Here is a 15,036-nt window from a genome sequence, read left to right as displayed (position 1 = left end):
TGCTGCGCTGTCCTGGCATTGGCCACTGGGACCGGCGTGAGCCCGGGCGTACTCGGTGGGCCGAGCGACTGTTCTCGATCCGTGGGGCCCTTGGCTGCCCCCGGTCCACAGGCAGGGAGCACTCATGCGTCGCCGCCGTAGAACCATCACCATCGGTCTCCTCACCGCTCTGACAGCGGTTCTGACGTTCCTTCCCGGTACAGCGTCGGCCATCGAAGGCGGGCACCAGGCCTCATATGTGCCGGCGGGCATGGCCTTCGTCAACGGGCAGCGGCAATCGGGCTACTGGCACCGTTGCGGTGGTGTTCTCATCCGTCCGCAGTGGGTGCTCACCGCAGCCCACTGCGCGGAGGAGAACGGCACGAAGGACACAGAGATCCGGGTGTGGGTCGGCAGTACCAAGGCAGGTCAGGGTACCCAGCTCTCGGCCCCCCAGTCGGGTATCCACATCCGCTGGGGGCAGGACATCGCCCTGGTCAAATTGAGCAGCCCGGCACCGTCGGGCACACCGACAGCGACCCTCGCCAACGCGCATGAGTACCCGACGACGGGCGAGACCGGCTACCTGTACGGCTGGGGCACGAGCGACACGGACCTGAAGTGGGCCGGACACAGGGTCAACTCGAACTGGTGCAGCGACGGCGCCGGAAACGGGTACGGGATCTCCGCCACCGGCGACGACGGCCACGCCGTCGCAGGTGACTCCGGCGGCCCGCTGTACCACGGGGACGTCACCAGGACGTCCGGCAAGGTCTACGGAGTGGTCTCGACGGCAAGCGGCGGGACCACCTGCTTCGCCAGCGTCGGCAGCGCACGGGAGTGGATCGACCAGACACTGAGCGCGGGGTAGGAGCAGGCGATGCCCGGAGATCAGCGCGCAGATCCCGCTGTCGTCCGCACCTACCGCTGACGATCAAACGGGCATACATCCTGGGGTGCCCCCGCGCTGGGGGGCACCCCAGGGGTTTTCGCGTTGCCCTTGCGGTTGCCGTTGCGTCAACTTCTACGGTCTTGTGTGTGGCCGGAAACACCGGCCCGGCGATGGAGGAGCAGGGCTATGGCCTGGTCGATCGCGGAGGTGGCCCGGATGTCCGGGGTGACGTCCCGGACGCTGCGGCACTACGACGAGATCGGCCTGCTGCCGCCGGCGTGGACCGGGGCCAACGGGCACCGCTACTACGAGGAGGCCGACCTGCTGCGGTTGCAGCAGATCCTGCTGATGCGGGAGCTGGACCTCGGGCTGCGCGAGATCCAGGCCGTCCTGGACAGCCAGGTCGATCAGGTGGCCGTGCTCCGCGAGCACCACCGGCGGCTGCTGGCGGAGCGGAACCGGCTGGAGACGCTCGCCCGCACGGTCGGCCGCACCATCGCCGAACTGGAGGAAAGCAAGGACACCAACGCCATGACGAAGATCAACAGGCCGGAGAACCTTTTCGAGGGCTTCGAGCCCTCCTCCGCCGAGGACGATGCCGAGGTACGGGAGCGGTGGCCCGAGGCCTGGGCCGAGTCCCGGCAGGCCGTCGAGACGATGACCGACGAGGACACGGAGCAGTGGCAGCGGGAGGTGACGGCGCAGATGATCCGCCTGGCGGAGTTCATGGTGGCCGGCACACCGGTCGACGATCCCGCGGTGCAGGCCGAAGTGGACGCCCACTACCAGGGCATCTGCCGCTTCTGGACCCCGAACGCGTGCGGGTACAAGGGCCTGGGCCAGACCTACGTCGACGACCCGCGGTTCCGTGCGAATTACGACAGGATCGCCGACGGGCTGGCCGTCTACCAGCGTGACGCGATGGTGGTCTACGCCGACGCCCGGCTGAGCTGACCGACACCTCACACCGCCGGGGGCTGCGGATCGGGGGACCGCAGCGCCCGGCGCCACGTGCGCCTTCGATACATCCCGGGTATCAACCTGAGAATCAGCTGTCACAGTCGTACGGCAGGATTGCCCCCCGTGATCGACTACCAGCACCAGCAGCACCCGAACCACCCGTACGCTCCCCAGCCGCCGTACGCACAGCCGCACCCGTACGCTCAGCCGCAGGCGTACCCGCACCCGTACGCCCAGCAGCACCCGCAGCCGTACCCGCAGCCTCCCGTCGTCCCCGAGGCGGTCGGTGATGCGCGCCGCGTGCTCTCCGCCCTGATCGACGGGGCCATCACGCTCTTCGCCGGCTTCGGTCTCGCCCACCAGCTCGCGGACGACAAGACGGTCGGCGTCTTCTGGGCCTACGTCGCCGCGGGCTTCTTCGGAGTGTCCTTCGTCCACCATGTGCTGGGGGCCGTGATATTCCGGACGACCGTGGGCAAGTTCCTGCTCATGACACGCGTGGTGCGCGAGGCCGACGCCGGGCGGCCGCGCTTCTGGCAGGCGGTGGGACGCTGGCTCCTCGGCCTGACGTGGCTCCCGCTGCAACCGCTGTGGAGCGTGTTCGGCGCGGAGGGCGAACTGTACGAGGACGCGTGCGGGCTGCGGAACGTACGCAGCAAGGACCTGCGCTGATCTGAGGCCCGGCCTGCCTGTCGGCGGTCGGCGCCACCGCCATCGGCGCCACGACGCCTGTGACTGCTCTGCGGTCACCCGCATTCCGTGGCTGACGGTCGGCGGGCGGCTGCCACGGCCTCTGTGTAGAGCTCGGTGGTCAGATCCCGCTCCGTGAATCCGAGGTCGTCGAGGACGGCCCGTACACCCTCCAAGGCAGCGGGCAGTTCATCGTCCTTCACCAAGGTCTCGACTTCGAGGAACGCACCGTCGATCTCCGGCACCCGGACCAGGGTCGCGAGCATGCGCCGACCGTGGGCCTCGAACTCATGGTTCCGGCACTGCTTCTCGAAGGCGATCGAGGGAACGTACCCAAGGCCACGCAGCACGGCGTGAACAGCGTCGGGATCATCAACACGGGTCTCGTGTTCGGGCTTCGAACCCGACACGTCATCGACGGGTGCGTCCTTGTACGTGAGAACCGCTCGGGTGCCATCGGTTCCTCGAACCGTTCGGACACGTAGTTCCCGGCCCTCTCGGCGCAGGGCCCCGTCAGGGGTGTCGAAGTAGGTGTCCTGATAGACCTCAGCTCTACCGGGGGCGTGCCGTTCGAGTTGCCGCATGACGCCCTCGGAGTCGCGCACGCGGACCTTCAACTCAGCCTCGATCACGAAGCGTTCCCTTCCGCTCAGACTGTGCGATCGGCATCGGCAACGATAGCCTCGAACATTCGCCGGAGACCTCGATACAAAGGACCGTGCGGCGTCTCCACCACCATGTACGTCGCCGACTCGTGTCCTTCCCATCCCGTATCGAAGGCAGACACGAACATCGTGGAGTCCAGGCGAATGATTCGCCATGTCGGCAGCATCCGATACAGGTACACCTGGACGTCACACACCTCGGCCCTCACGGTCGGCCGTGGGGCGTCCCCACACCGCTCACCGTCGGCACCCGATGGGACCTCGCGCAGATCGGCTTCGGTCTGGCATGCGCCGCCCTCACCCAACTCAGGGCGGACGGGCAACACATCGGCCCGTACCTCATGAGCGGCGCCGAGCGAACCGTGTGGTTCCCGCTCCCCCTCGGCGCCGCGCGAAGGCGTCTGGCCGGGAGGGCGGCCCCAACGACCCCGTGCCGGTGAGCGCACTGCCTCGGATCGTCCTTGACCTCAACTCCGGTTCAGGTTCTAGCGTGACGGTCCGCGCAGCACCGAACGGGGAGAGCGACTTCGATGAATACAGAACGAACCAATGCCCAGCCGGCCGTGGCCGTGATCGGTTTGGGCGAGATGGGCTTCGCGCTCGCCGGCGCCTTCCTGGACGGCGGGCACCCGACCACCGTGTGGAACCGTACGCCGCAGAAGGCCGATCCCCTGGTCGGCAGGGGGGCCGAGCGGGCCGCGACGGTTCGCGACGCCGTTGCCGCCAGTCCTCTTGTGGTCCTCAGCGTCAAGGGCAATGCGACGGCCCGCGCCCTTCTGGAATCGGCGGGCGACGCGCTTGCCGGACGCTCCGTGCTCAACCTCACCGATGGGACATCCGCAGAGGCCAGGGCCGTGGCCGAGTGGGTCAGGGGCCAGGGCGCGCAGTATCTCCATGGGCAGATCATGACGATCGCTCCGGGCATCGGGGACGCGGAGACGGTGGTTTTCTACGGCGGTTCCCACGCCGTGTTCGACCACTTCCACCCCACGCTCCAGCTCATCGGTGGCCGGGGAACGCTGGTCTCGGACGACGCCGGTGTACCGACCCTGTACGGGATGGCCGTGCACGGCACCATGTGGGGAGCGCTCAACGGATTCCTGCACGCGGCCGCCCTGCTGTCCAGCGAGGGCATCGCGGTACAGCGGTTCCTGGACGACGCAGGCCCGTCCGTCACCGCACTCCTGGCGTCCTTCCCGGTGCTCGCCGACGAGGTCGACCGTGGTGAGTACGCGACGCCGTACGGAGCGCTCCAGCACCACCGGCCCTCGGTCGAGGACCTGGTCCGCGAGAGCGAGGCGCGGAACATCGACGTCGATTTCCCCGGCTACACCCTCGGCCTCGTGGACAAGGCCCTGGAGGACGGTCATGCCGACGACAGCTACTCGCGTCTGATCGAGCACTTCAGGAAGCAGTGAGTGTTGCGTCGCGCGCCGGCAGGTTCCAACCCGTCCCTCCCTGGAAAGAGAATTCGCGTAGCAACTGAACCCGACGTCTTCCAGGAACGGGGTCACCGTGCGCGCGACTGGCGCTCTGCTGGTGTCGACCACCGACTTCGGCTGGGGAAGCATCGGGAAGCTGCGTCTGATCCTGGACGAACTCGACGGCGTCGACATCCTGATGGACGACGCGTCGAACACAGCTGAGCTCGCGGCGCAGGTCATCGGCGGACGACACCGGTTCGTTCACCGTCATGGCGTGCCGGCGGCTGCGGCCCTCGTTGTCAACGACCCCGTGTCCGCCGACAGGATCACCCGCTCCGGCACGCCGGTGGTCTACGTCGACAGCCTGCCGTATCTGTGGACGACAGAATCGGAGGTACCGGCTGGGGCGGCGGTGTACTGCGCACAGCGCAGCCCTGCGGGTGCGCTGCCCCCGACCAGCCCTCTGCGTCAGTGGGCCGACGTGCGCTGGGTGGAGCCGATCGTGCCACCACCCCGTCGCAGGCGCGGCGGCGCCGGGGTGGTGGTCAGCGTCGGCGGGCTGTACAGCCACCTGGTCAGCGGCGCTTCCGACGCCTACCTGCGCGCGGTCGTGATCCCATTGGTCGATGTACTGCTCAGTGCCGGGCATCGGATCGCGGCCGTCTGCGGCAACCTGCCGGTGTGGGCACGCACCGAACTGGCCGCCCGGCTGTCCGGATCCGTTCGCGTCGGGCCTTTCTCCGCGTATGAGTTCGAGGCTGCCCTGCTGCGGGCGGACCGGCTGTTCACCTCGCCCGGCAGTACGACGATCCTTCAGGCAGCCTCGGTGGGCCTGCCGACCGTCTTGCTGCCTCCGCAGAACCTCAGTCAGATCCTCAACGCCGAAATCTTCGGCGCCCCGGGTGGAAGCATCATCACCTGGCCGGGGTCGGTGATCGACCGCACCCTCGTCGACGGACTGCGGCCATCTGGTGAGGACGCCGTGCTGGGATACGTCTACCGGCAGATCAGCGAACGCTCCGACGACCCGGCCGTGCGGTCCGTGCTGAAGGAGCGGTTCCGTGCCCTGGCGGCCTGCACCGGTGTGCCGGACGGCCTCTCGCCCCACCTGCGGGAACTGGGACACGGGGGTGCCCGGCACGTGGCCCGCATCGTCCGGCAGACGATCGCACCCTCACCCGTGGAGGACAGCCGGTGGCCCCTGGCGCATTACCAACCGTTCCGCGCACGGTGACCGAGCCCCGACGAGCCGGGGGCCGAAGCCCGCATCCACGCGGACCTCCGAGGTCACCCCGGCTTCACCGACCAGAACCGGAACGCCCTGCCGTCGGTGCCGCGCACCCCAGGTCCGAGAAGTCGGACGCCCGTCGAAAGCCGCCCGTCACCGACCTCACCGCCCCGTGAAGAAGTCCCGCACCCGCCGCGCCCGGCGGCCGTTCTCGTACGTGTCGTCCGGCTCGTCCGAGTCGTCGGGGCCGTGCAGGACCGTCCAGCTCACCGCCGAGACCGTGGGCTCCAGGGAGAGGCGGCTGACCGCTTCCTCCAGGAGGCTGTCGTCACGGCGCTCGGTGGTGAGTTCGGCGGCGACGGTGACCTTGCCGGCGGCCTCCGCGTCGACGCTGTGGACCGAGCGGAGACGGAAGCCGGGGCGGGCCAGGGACTGGACGACGAGGGTGCGGACGTGGGCTTCCTCGGGTGCGGTGCAGACCACCTCGAAGTAGTAGTCGGTGGCCACCTCCGAGCCGCCGCGCGGCTTGCGGTCGAGGCCGCGGGCCAGGGGGCGCAGCAGGGTGTTGGCGCCGACGACGCCCGCCGTGCCGAGCCCCGCGACCACGTACAGGCCCGTGCCGGCGAGGGCGCCGATCGCGGCCGAACACCACAGCGTGGCCGCGGTGTTGAGGCCGCGGACGCTCAGCCCGTCGCGCATGATGACGCCCGCGCCGAGGAAGCCGATGCCGGAGACGATCTGTGCGGCGACCCGCGAGCCGTCATAACCGGCAGTACTCGTCGCGTCGGCGAAGCCGTACTGGGAGAGCAGCACGAAGAGGGCTGAGCCGGCCGCGACCAGCGCGTTCGTACGGAGACCCGCCATCCTGGAGCGCCACTGGCGTTCCAGGCCGATGATCGCGCCGAATCCCAGTCCGGCCGCGATGTTGGCCGCCATGTGCCATTCGTTGACGATGACCATGTTTCACACCCTCCTCTTCACTGTCCTATCGGCTGCTCACAGCCAGGTGCTGAACCGCCGGATGTACCACGTCTTCACCGCCTGCGTGAGCACGCAGTACGTCAGCAGGATCCCGATCAGCCACGGGAAGTAGCCCATCGGCAGCGGCTCCATCGACAGCGCGGACGCCAGCGGCGAGAACGGCAGGAAGATGCCGAGCGCCATCACCAGACCGGTCATGACCAGCACGGGAGCCGAGGCCCGGGACTGGATGAACGGGATTCTACGGGTGCGGATCATGTGCACGATCAGGGTCTGGGACAGCAGGCCCTCGATGAACCAGCCCGACTGGAAGAGCGTCTGATGTGCCTCGCTGTTCGCCCCGAAGACATTCCACATCACCAGGAAGGTGATGATGTCGAAGAGGGAGCTGATCGGGCCGACGCAGAGCATGAAGCGGGCGATGCCCTTGGCGTCCCAGGTGCGCGGCTCGCGCAGGTACTCGGGGTCCATCCGGTCCCAGGGCGTGGCGAGCTGCGAGATGTCGTAGGCGAGGTTCTGCACCAGCAGGTGGATCGCCAGCATCGGCTGGAAGGGAATGAAGGCACTCGCGACCAGCACCGAGAAGACATTGCCGAAGTTCGAGCTTGCCGTCATCTTGATGTACTTGATGGTGTTGCCGAACGTGGTCCGGCCCTGCTCGACGCCCTGCTCCAGGACCATCAGGTCCTTCTCCAGCAGGATGATGTCCGCGGACTCCTTGGCGATGTCGACGGCCGAGTCGACGGAGATACCGACGTCGGCGTCGTGCAGCGCGGCGGCGTCGTTGATGCCGTCGCCGAGGAAGCCGACGGTGTGGCCCTCGGCCTGGAGCGCCCGTACGATACGGGCCTTCTGGACGGGGTTGGTCTTGGCGAAGACCGTGGTCGTGCGGGCCAGGACGCGCAGCTCCCGCTCGTCCATGGCGTCGATCTCGCGGCCGGTGACGACGACTCCCACGTCGATGCCGACATCGGCGCAGACCCGGGCGGCGACGAGTTCGTTGTCGCCCGTGACGACCTTGACGGCGACGCCCTTGTCGGCGAGGGCTCCGAGGGCGGCCGCGGCGTCGGCCTTCGGCGGGTCGAGGAAGGCGAGGAAGCCGATGAGAGTGAGGCCCGTCTCGTCGTCGACGGTGTAGGCACTCCGCTCTCCGGTGAGCCTGCGGGTCGCGACGGCGAGGACGCGCAGGCCCTGCCGGTTGTTGTCCTCGGCCGTGCGGGTCACCTCGCGGCGCAGCTCGCGGGTGAGTTCCACCGTCCTGCCCTGCTCGGTCATGTGCGTGCACAGGGCGAGGACTTCCTCCACCGCGCCCTTGGTGATGAGGATGTGCTCGTCTGCTCGGCCGGTCGCCCCGAGGCTGTTGCGGCCGAGGACGACGGACATCCGTCGGCGCGCGAAGTCGAAGGGGATCTCGTCGACCTTCGTGAAACGGGCGTCGACGACAACCTCCTCGGCCTCGAGCACCCGGTCGATGACCGCCTGGTCCATGAGATTGCGCAGCCCCGTCTGGAAGTGGCTGTTGAGGTAGGCGTGCTCCAGGACCTCGCTGTCCTCCTGGCCGCGCACGTCGAGGTAGCGGTCGAGGACGATGCGGTCCTCGGTCAGCGTCCCCGTCTTGTCCGTGCACAGCACGTCCATGGCGCCGAGGTTCTGGATGGCGTTGAGCCGCTTGACGACGACCTTGCGCCGGGACATGGCGACCGCGCCGCGCGCCAGGTTGGTGGTGACCACCATGGGCAGCATTTCGGGGGTGAGCCCGACGGCGACGGCGAGCGCGAACATGAAGGCCTCGTCCCAGTCGCCCTTCGTGAAGCCGTTGACGGCGAAGACGACGGGGACCATGACGAGCATGAAGCGGATCAGCAGGAAGCTGACCTTGCGAACGCCGGTGTCGAAGCCGGTCTGCGGGCGCTCACCGGTCAGGGAGCCGGCCATCGAGCCGAAGTAGGTGTCCTGGCCGGTCGCGACGACGACGCCGGTGGCTGCCCCGGAGGTGACGGAGGTGCCCATCAGGGCGAGGTTGTCGGCCTCCACCGGGTCGCTCGTCAGGGTCTGGCCGTAGTCGTGCAGCCGGGTGTCGGCCTTGGCGACGGGCAGCGACTCGCCGGACAGCGCGGCCTGGCTGACCATGAGGTCCTTGGCGGTCAGCAGCCGCAGATCGGCGGGGACGAGGTCACCGGCCGCGAGCCGGACGACGTCGCCGGGGACGACCTGGTCCATGGGGATCTCGACGGTGGCCGGCGCGTCACCGCGGCCCTCTCGGCGCGCCACGGCGCAGGTCGTGGTGACCAGGGCCCGCAGGGCGGCGGCGGAGCGGCCCGAGCGGTACTCCTGCCAGAACCGCAGCAGCCCGCTGACCAGCACCATCGTGCCGAGGATGGCGATGCCGGGGTCGAAGGGCTCCTCATCGGCGACCTGGAGCCACTGCCAGAGCATGACGGCGTCCAGGACGACGAGGACGAGGATGAAGGGGTTCCAATAGGCCTTCGCGAGCTGGACGAACCAGCGCGGGGCGCGCTCGTGCGCGACGACGTTGGCGCCGTGCCGCTCCAGACGGTCGGCGGCCTCGTCGTTCCGCAGCCCCTGGGCGGTGGCGTGTACGTCCTGCAGGACCCGGGCGGCCGGGCGGCTGCTGACGTCGGCGAGGTGCTCGCCGACGAGGCGGGTACGCGCCTCCATTTCGGCGGCCTTGCGGTCGCGGCGGGTACGGCCCGGCGGTGCGAGCTTCTGGGGGGTGAGGGTGCTGTTGGTCATGCCGAAACCTCTCTCCGGGCACACGGGCACGAGGGCATGGCGACATGTCGGGACGCCGGACATGACCGCATGACGGCATGCCGAATTCGCGGCATGGCACAGCCCGGCCGTGGCACGGAAAAGTGCGGGTGAACGCGCAGCGGAACGCGCGGGAAGGATTTCCGGCAGGCGGGGCGGAATTACCCCGGAGTGCCGGTGAAAGGAAATGGCGAAACGCCGGAAAGGCCGGTAGAGGGAGTTACCACGCGACAGCGCCCGCGGCAAGGGCCGAAGGGCGGCGGTTCACCGAAGGGCCCGGACGGCCGGGCCGGTCCGCACGATCGGTGCTCAAGTCAGCAGGTCCGAAGTCAGCGGTTCGGGGACGCGAACGGCATTCTGTGGCGAGGACTTCCCTCGGGACTCCGACTGGTCATCCCGATCACCTCCTCGCTCGTACGGACACAGCGCAGGTGCCGCGGCGGATATCCACGCGAATTACGGCCGGGGCGGCACCTTCGGCACCCAGCTTGCCATACGTCACGGGTGTTCTGTCCATGGGGAAGTAATAGGAGGGCAAATTCCGGCCGAACGGCCGGGGGATACCGAGGGACACGGAGCGGGGAATGCGACGGGGCGGCATCGGTCACCGCCGTAGCGGTGACCGATGCCGCCCCTGGGGCAGGAAGGCCGGGCTCAGGGAGTGAGCAGCGGGTTCCAGGTGCCGAGGGCCGAGCCCGTGGTGTTGTCGTAGAGCGAGGACTCGCCGTCGGACCAGCGGACGACGAGGTCGTCCCGGCGACCGCCGGTCGTGAAGTCACCGGCGGCCATGACGGCGGGCTGCCAGGAGGCGTTGGGGGCCTGGAGGCGGGTGCCCGAGAGCGCGGAGCCGGAGAGGGCGAAGCTGCCCAGCGAGCCGTCGGCCCAGCGGACCATCAGGTTCGAGCGGTCCTGGCCGGAGGGCTGGGCGCTCGTGAGGGCGATGGAGTTCCGCCAGAACGAGCCCTTCTCCGCGAGGCGGCGCTCGGTGCCGAGACCGGAGGAGCTCACGCCCGAGTAGAGGCTGAGTCCGCCGTCGGCCCAGCGGACCACGAGATCCGAGGCCTTGGCCGTGGAGTTGAACTTGCCCGCGGTGATCTGGGTGGCGTTCTTCCAGGTGGAGGAGCCGGCCGCGGCGAGGGTGTACTCCTTGCCGAAGCCCGCCGGGTCGCCGTCCGCGAAGAGGCTGACCTTGCCGTTGCTCCAGCGCACCACCAGGTCGGAGCGGTTCGAGCCGGTGAAGTCACCGCCGGTGACGGCCTCGGCGCGGCTCCAGAAGCTGCCCGCCTTGGCGAGCGTCTTCTCGGAGCCGAAGCCGCCCTTGCCGTCGCCGGGGTAGAGGCTGACCTCGCCGTCGCTCCACAGCGTCAGCAGGTCGTCGCGCCCGTCGCCGGTGTAGTCGCCGGAAGCGAGGTGCTTGGCGTGCCGCCAGGTGGAGGCGGCACCGGGCAGCCGGTTGGCCGTGGACTGCGGCCGGTAGGCGCCGCCGTCACGGACGGGCGTACGGTCGGCGACCGCGTCCTGGTAGAGGGCCTGGATCTGGCGGTCGTAGACCGGGGAGTAATTGACCCAGTCGTCGCCGTTGATGTTGCCGCCGCCGTTGTAGCCGCCGAGGTTGCCGATGACGTCGCCGGTACGGGACTTGGCGTCGTAGTTGGCGATCCACGGGCTGCCGGAGACGCCGCTGTAGAAGCCGCCGCACCGCATCTCGACCTGGCGGTAGCCCGCGAGCCGCTTGGTCGGCACGGTGCAGCTGATGGCCCGCTGGTCGGGGTTGTTCGAGACGGGATAGCCCGTGACCGTGACCGTGCTGTTCCAGCGGGGCGTGGGGGTCAGCCGGAGGGCGCCGGTGAGATCCTGCACCCGTGCGCCCTTGGCGTTGGTGCCGACGCGGATGATGCCGAAGTCGAGGTCGGAGTCGGCGCCGGTGCTGTTACGGCTGTAGCGCGGGTCGGTGAAGACGCGCTCCACCGGGAAGACGCCGAACGGCTGGTGGGCGGCGTCCTTGCCCTTGCGGTACTGCGGGATGAAGATGCTCTTGTCTTGCACCCTCTTGCCCAGGGCGCAGTGCCCGGCGGTCAGGACGAGGTTGCGGCCGGCGCTCTGGACGACGCTCGCGGTGCAGTAGGTGTTGCCGCTCGGGCCACCGGCGGCGAAGAACGTGCCGACCATGGGTATGCCGTCGCCGTACTTGCCCTGGGGGGTGCCGGAGGGGGCCGCGGCCGTGAGGCCGGGCGCGCTGAGCGCGGGGGCGGAGGACCGGGGAGCGCCCGCGATCTTGCCGGCGGAGCCTGCCGCCTTGCGACCCGTCTCGACGGGCTGTGCGGCGGCCAGCCGCTCGGCGGTCCAGTAGTTCTCGACGCTCGTGTCACGAGGGGCCGGAGCCGCGGTCGCCGCGGTCGCGACGGCGGTCGTTCCGCACGCGGCCATGCACAGGGCCACGGCGAGGGTCCGGGACCATCTGGAAGATGACAAAGTGACTCTCTGGGATAGAGGAACGAAAGGTGTGGGGCATGTTTTCACACGTCCCACACACTCCGCTCCGCCGGTCCCGGAACCCTTAATTCCGATCCAGGAACCGGCCGGGAGCGCCTTTCGGCCACACCCGAGCCATGCATGACTTCTCGTCAGTTCCGTTGCGCAGGGCGCTTTCAGGCCACCGAATCCAGCCGCTCCGGCCCGCTCCGCGGTTCGTGGTGGATGGGGGTGTGCGCGCCGGTGAGCGGCACGCCGGAGCCGCCCCGGCGGCTCGCGACGATCTCGGCGGCGATGGACAGGGCCGTCTCCTCGGGCGTGCGCGCCCCGAGGTCGAGCCCGATCGGCGAGCGCAGCCGGTCCAGCTCCCGCTCGCCCATGCCCACCGCGCGCAGCCGGTCGAGCCGGTCCTCGTGGGTGCGCCGCGAGCCCATCGCCCCGACGTAGGCGACGGGCAGCCGGAGCGCCCGCTCCAGCAGCGGTACGTCGAACTTCGCGTCGTGCGTCAGGACGCACAGGACGGTACGGGCGTCGAGTTCCTGCGCGTCGAGGTAGCGGTGCGGCCACTCGACGACGACCTCGTCCGCCGCGGGGAACCGCCCGGCGGTGGCGAAAACCGGTCGGGCGTCGCACACCGTGACGTGATAGCCGAGGAACTTCCCGATCCCGGCCAGGGCGGCGGCGAAGTCGATGGCGCCGAAGACAATCATGCGGGGCGGCGGCACGCTGGACTCGACCAGCAGGACCACCGGCTCCCCGCAGCGCGAGCCGTCCGTGCCGATCTCGACCGTGCCGGTGCGGCCCGCGTCGAGCAGGGCGGCCGCCTCCTCGGCGGCGGTGCGGTCCAGCATCGCGTGGCCGCCGAGGGTGCCGGTGCGGGTGCCGTCGGACCGTACGAGCAGCGCCCGGCCGACCATCGCGGCCGGACCCGCGACCACGCGCGCGAGAGCAGCCGTCTCACCACGGGCGGCGGCGGCCAGCGCGGCGCCGAGCGTACCGACGACACTCTCCGCGGCGCTCCCCTCTTCGGCGCACACACCGGACGACCGGACCGGGGTGATGAGGATGTCGATGACACCACCACAGGTCAGGCCCACGGCGAAGGCGTCCTCGTCCGAATAGCCGAAGCTGCTGAGGACGCTCTCACCACTCACCAATGCCTCCTGGCACAGTTCGTAGACCGCGCCCTCCACGCACCCGCCGGAGACCGACCCGATCGCCTCGCCGTCGGCGTCGACGGCGAGGGCGGCGCCGGGCGGCCGGGGTGCGCTGCCGTGAGTGGCGACCACGGTGGCGACGGCGAAGTCGCGGCCCCGCTCGCACCACCGGTGCAGCTCCTCGGCGATGTCCAGCATGGCGGTCTCCTTACGGGGTGCGGGTCACGGGCGTTATTTCACACCCAGCCAGTGCTCGATGGGGTGGAGGGCGAAGTATCCGACGAAGACGACGGTCAGTGCCCACATGAAGGCACCGGGCTCGCGCCACTTGCCCTGGGCGGCCTTGATGGCGGTGTAGGCGATGACGCCCGCCCCGACCCCGGCGGTGATGGAGTAGGTGAAGGGCATCAGCACCACGGTGAGGAAGACCGGGATCGCCACCGCCCGGTCGTTCCAGTCGATGTGTCTGGCGTTGCTCATCATCATCGCCCCGATGACCACCAGAGCCGCGGCAGCGACTTCACCGGGAACGACACGGGTCACCGGTGTGAAGAACAGGCAGGCGGCGAAGAAGAGGCCGGTCACCACGGACGACAGCCCGGTCCGGGCGCCCTCGCCGACCCCGGTGGCCGACTCGATGAAGACGGTCTGGCCCGACGCCCCGGAGACCCCGCCGATGGCGCCGCCCGCGCCGTCGACGAACAGTGCCCTGCTGAGGCCCGGCATCCGGCCCCGGTCGTCGGCGAGCTTCGCCTCGGTGCCCACGCCGATGATGGTGGCCATCGCGTCGAAGAAGCCGGCCAGCACCAGCGTGAAGACGACCATGGTGACGGTCATGGCGCCCGCCGAACCCCAGCCGCCGAACTCCACCCGCCCGAAGAGGGAGAAGTCCGGCATGGACACCGCGCTGCCCTTCAGCTCGGGCGGGCCGCTCCGCCAGGCCTTGGGACCGAGGTCCACGGTGGCGTTGACGACGACCGCGAGGACCGTGCCGGAGACGATGCCGATGAGGATCGCGCCGGGCACCTCGCGGGCCTGCAGCATGAAGACGATCAGGAGCGTGACGCAGAAGATCAGCACGGGCCAGCCGGCGAGCTCTCCAGCCGGGCCCAGCGTCACCGGACCGCCGCCCGTGGAGGCATGCACGAAACCGGCCTTCACCAGGCCGATCAGGGCGATGAACATGCCGATGCCCATGGTGATGGCGTGCTTGAGCGCCAACGGGATGGCGTTCATGATCAGCTCACGCAGACCGGTGACGACCAGGAGCACGATCACCACCCCGTACAGCACACACATGCCCATCGCCTGCGGCCACGTCATGTGGGGCGCGACCTGGGTGGAGAGCACGCCCGACACACCGAGCCCGGCGGCCAGCGCGAGCGGCACCTTGCCCACGAAGCCCATGAGCAGGGTGGACAGCGCCGCGGCGAAGGCGGTGGCGGTGATGAGGCCCGCATGGCTCAGCGTGTGGTTCGAGGCGTCCGGGCCGGAGAGGATCAGCGGGTTGAGCAGCAGGATGTAACACATCGCCATGAAGGTCGTGATGCCGCCGCGTATCTCGCGGGCGACGGTGGACCCCCGATGGCTGATGTGGAAGTACCGGTCGAGCCAGGACCGTCCGGCGGAGGGCCGCGAGCCCGCGCCCGCGTCCTCCGCCGTGGTCACCGGCTCCAGGGATGACTGGGTCATGAATGCCTACTCCCAAGGTTCAAAGGGGCACCCGCTGAAGGCCCAAGGGGCGATCACGGGATTTGGGATGTTCATGGCTGCACGACCCGGGGGACGGCCCGAGACGAACGGGACACCGCGGCGG

The 15,036-nt window shown here is 69.6% G+C and carries 11 protein-coding genes; 5 read left to right on the top strand and 6 right to left on the bottom strand.

Going from position 1 to position 15,036, the window contains the following annotated elements:
* Window positions 1-124: 124 nt before the first annotated feature.
* The 3 genes from AB8O64_RS28240 to AB8O64_RS28230 all read left to right on the top strand — a co-directional run bounded on the left by AB8O64_RS28240 (window position 125) and on the right by AB8O64_RS28230 (window position 2,503).
* Window positions 125-850 (top strand): trypsin-like serine protease, encoded by a 726-nt coding sequence (locus tag AB8O64_RS28240; protein ID WP_370422102.1) that lies wholly within the window; start codon window positions 125-127, stop codon window positions 848-850.
* 207 nt (window positions 851-1,057) lie between these two features.
* Window positions 1,058-1,825 carry a MerR family transcriptional regulator gene (locus tag AB8O64_RS28235; protein ID WP_370422100.1) on the top strand — a complete coding sequence of 256 codons (768 nt, stop codon included), beginning with the start codon at window positions 1,058-1,060 and terminating at the stop codon, window positions 1,823-1,825.
* A gap of 129 nt (window positions 1,826-1,954) precedes the next feature.
* Complete coding sequence (locus tag AB8O64_RS28230) at window positions 1,955-2,503, top strand: RDD family protein (protein ID WP_370422099.1); 549 nt, start codon at window positions 1,955-1,957, stop codon at window positions 2,501-2,503.
* 74 nt (window positions 2,504-2,577) lie between these two features.
* Here AB8O64_RS28230 and AB8O64_RS28225 read toward each other — a convergent pair whose 3' ends face one another.
* Window positions 2,578-3,153: a class IV adenylate cyclase gene (locus AB8O64_RS28225; RefSeq protein WP_370422098.1), complete on the bottom strand. Its 576-nt coding sequence runs from the start codon at window positions 3,151-3,153 to the stop codon at window positions 2,578-2,580.
* Window positions 3,154-3,716: 563 nt separating this feature from the next.
* Here AB8O64_RS28225 and AB8O64_RS28220 point away from each other — a divergent pair.
* Window positions 3,717-4,604, top strand: coding sequence for an NAD(P)-dependent oxidoreductase (locus tag AB8O64_RS28220; protein WP_370422097.1), 888 nt, complete (start codon window positions 3,717-3,719; stop codon window positions 4,602-4,604).
* A 97-nt stretch (window positions 4,605-4,701) separates the two neighbouring features.
* Window positions 4,702-5,844, top strand: coding sequence for a hypothetical protein (locus AB8O64_RS28215; protein ID WP_370422096.1), 1,143 nt, complete (start codon window positions 4,702-4,704; stop codon window positions 5,842-5,844).
* A gap of 156 nt (window positions 5,845-6,000) precedes the next feature.
* On the opposite strand, the gene AB8O64_RS28210 is transcribed toward AB8O64_RS28215, so the two are convergent.
* From AB8O64_RS28210 to AB8O64_RS28190, 5 genes are all read right to left on the bottom strand, one after another.
* A complete protein-coding gene (locus AB8O64_RS28210) occupies window positions 6,001-6,798 on the bottom strand; it encodes an MgtC/SapB family protein (protein ID WP_370422095.1) in 798 nt (265 codons plus the stop codon).
* 36 nt (window positions 6,799-6,834) lie between these two features.
* The gene (mgtA, locus tag AB8O64_RS28205) at window positions 6,835-9,573 is read right to left on the bottom strand and encodes a magnesium-translocating P-type ATPase (RefSeq protein ID WP_370422094.1); all 2,739 of its coding nucleotides are present in this window, start codon (window positions 9,571-9,573) and stop codon (window positions 6,835-6,837) included.
* Window positions 9,574-10,245: 672 nt separating this feature from the next.
* Complete coding sequence (locus tag AB8O64_RS28200) at window positions 10,246-12,063, bottom strand: serine protease (RefSeq protein ID WP_370422093.1); 1,818 nt, start codon at window positions 12,061-12,063, stop codon at window positions 10,246-10,248.
* A 176-nt stretch (window positions 12,064-12,239) separates the two neighbouring features.
* Window positions 12,240-13,418 (bottom strand): XdhC family protein, encoded by a 1,179-nt coding sequence (locus tag AB8O64_RS28195; protein ID WP_370422092.1) that lies wholly within the window; start codon window positions 13,416-13,418, stop codon window positions 12,240-12,242.
* A 33-nt stretch (window positions 13,419-13,451) separates the two neighbouring features.
* On the bottom strand, window positions 13,452-14,912 hold the full coding sequence (locus AB8O64_RS28190; protein WP_370422091.1) for an NCS2 family permease: 1,461 nt from the start codon (window positions 14,910-14,912) through the stop codon (window positions 13,452-13,454).
* Between the last annotated feature and the right edge of the window lie 124 nt (window positions 14,913-15,036).

It is taken from the genome of Streptomyces sp. QH1-20 (genome assembly GCF_041283565.1).
GTDB lineage: Bacteria > Actinomycetota > Actinomycetes > Streptomycetales > Streptomycetaceae > Streptomyces > Streptomyces syringius.
This window is presented reverse-complemented; position numbering and strand designations above follow the sequence as displayed.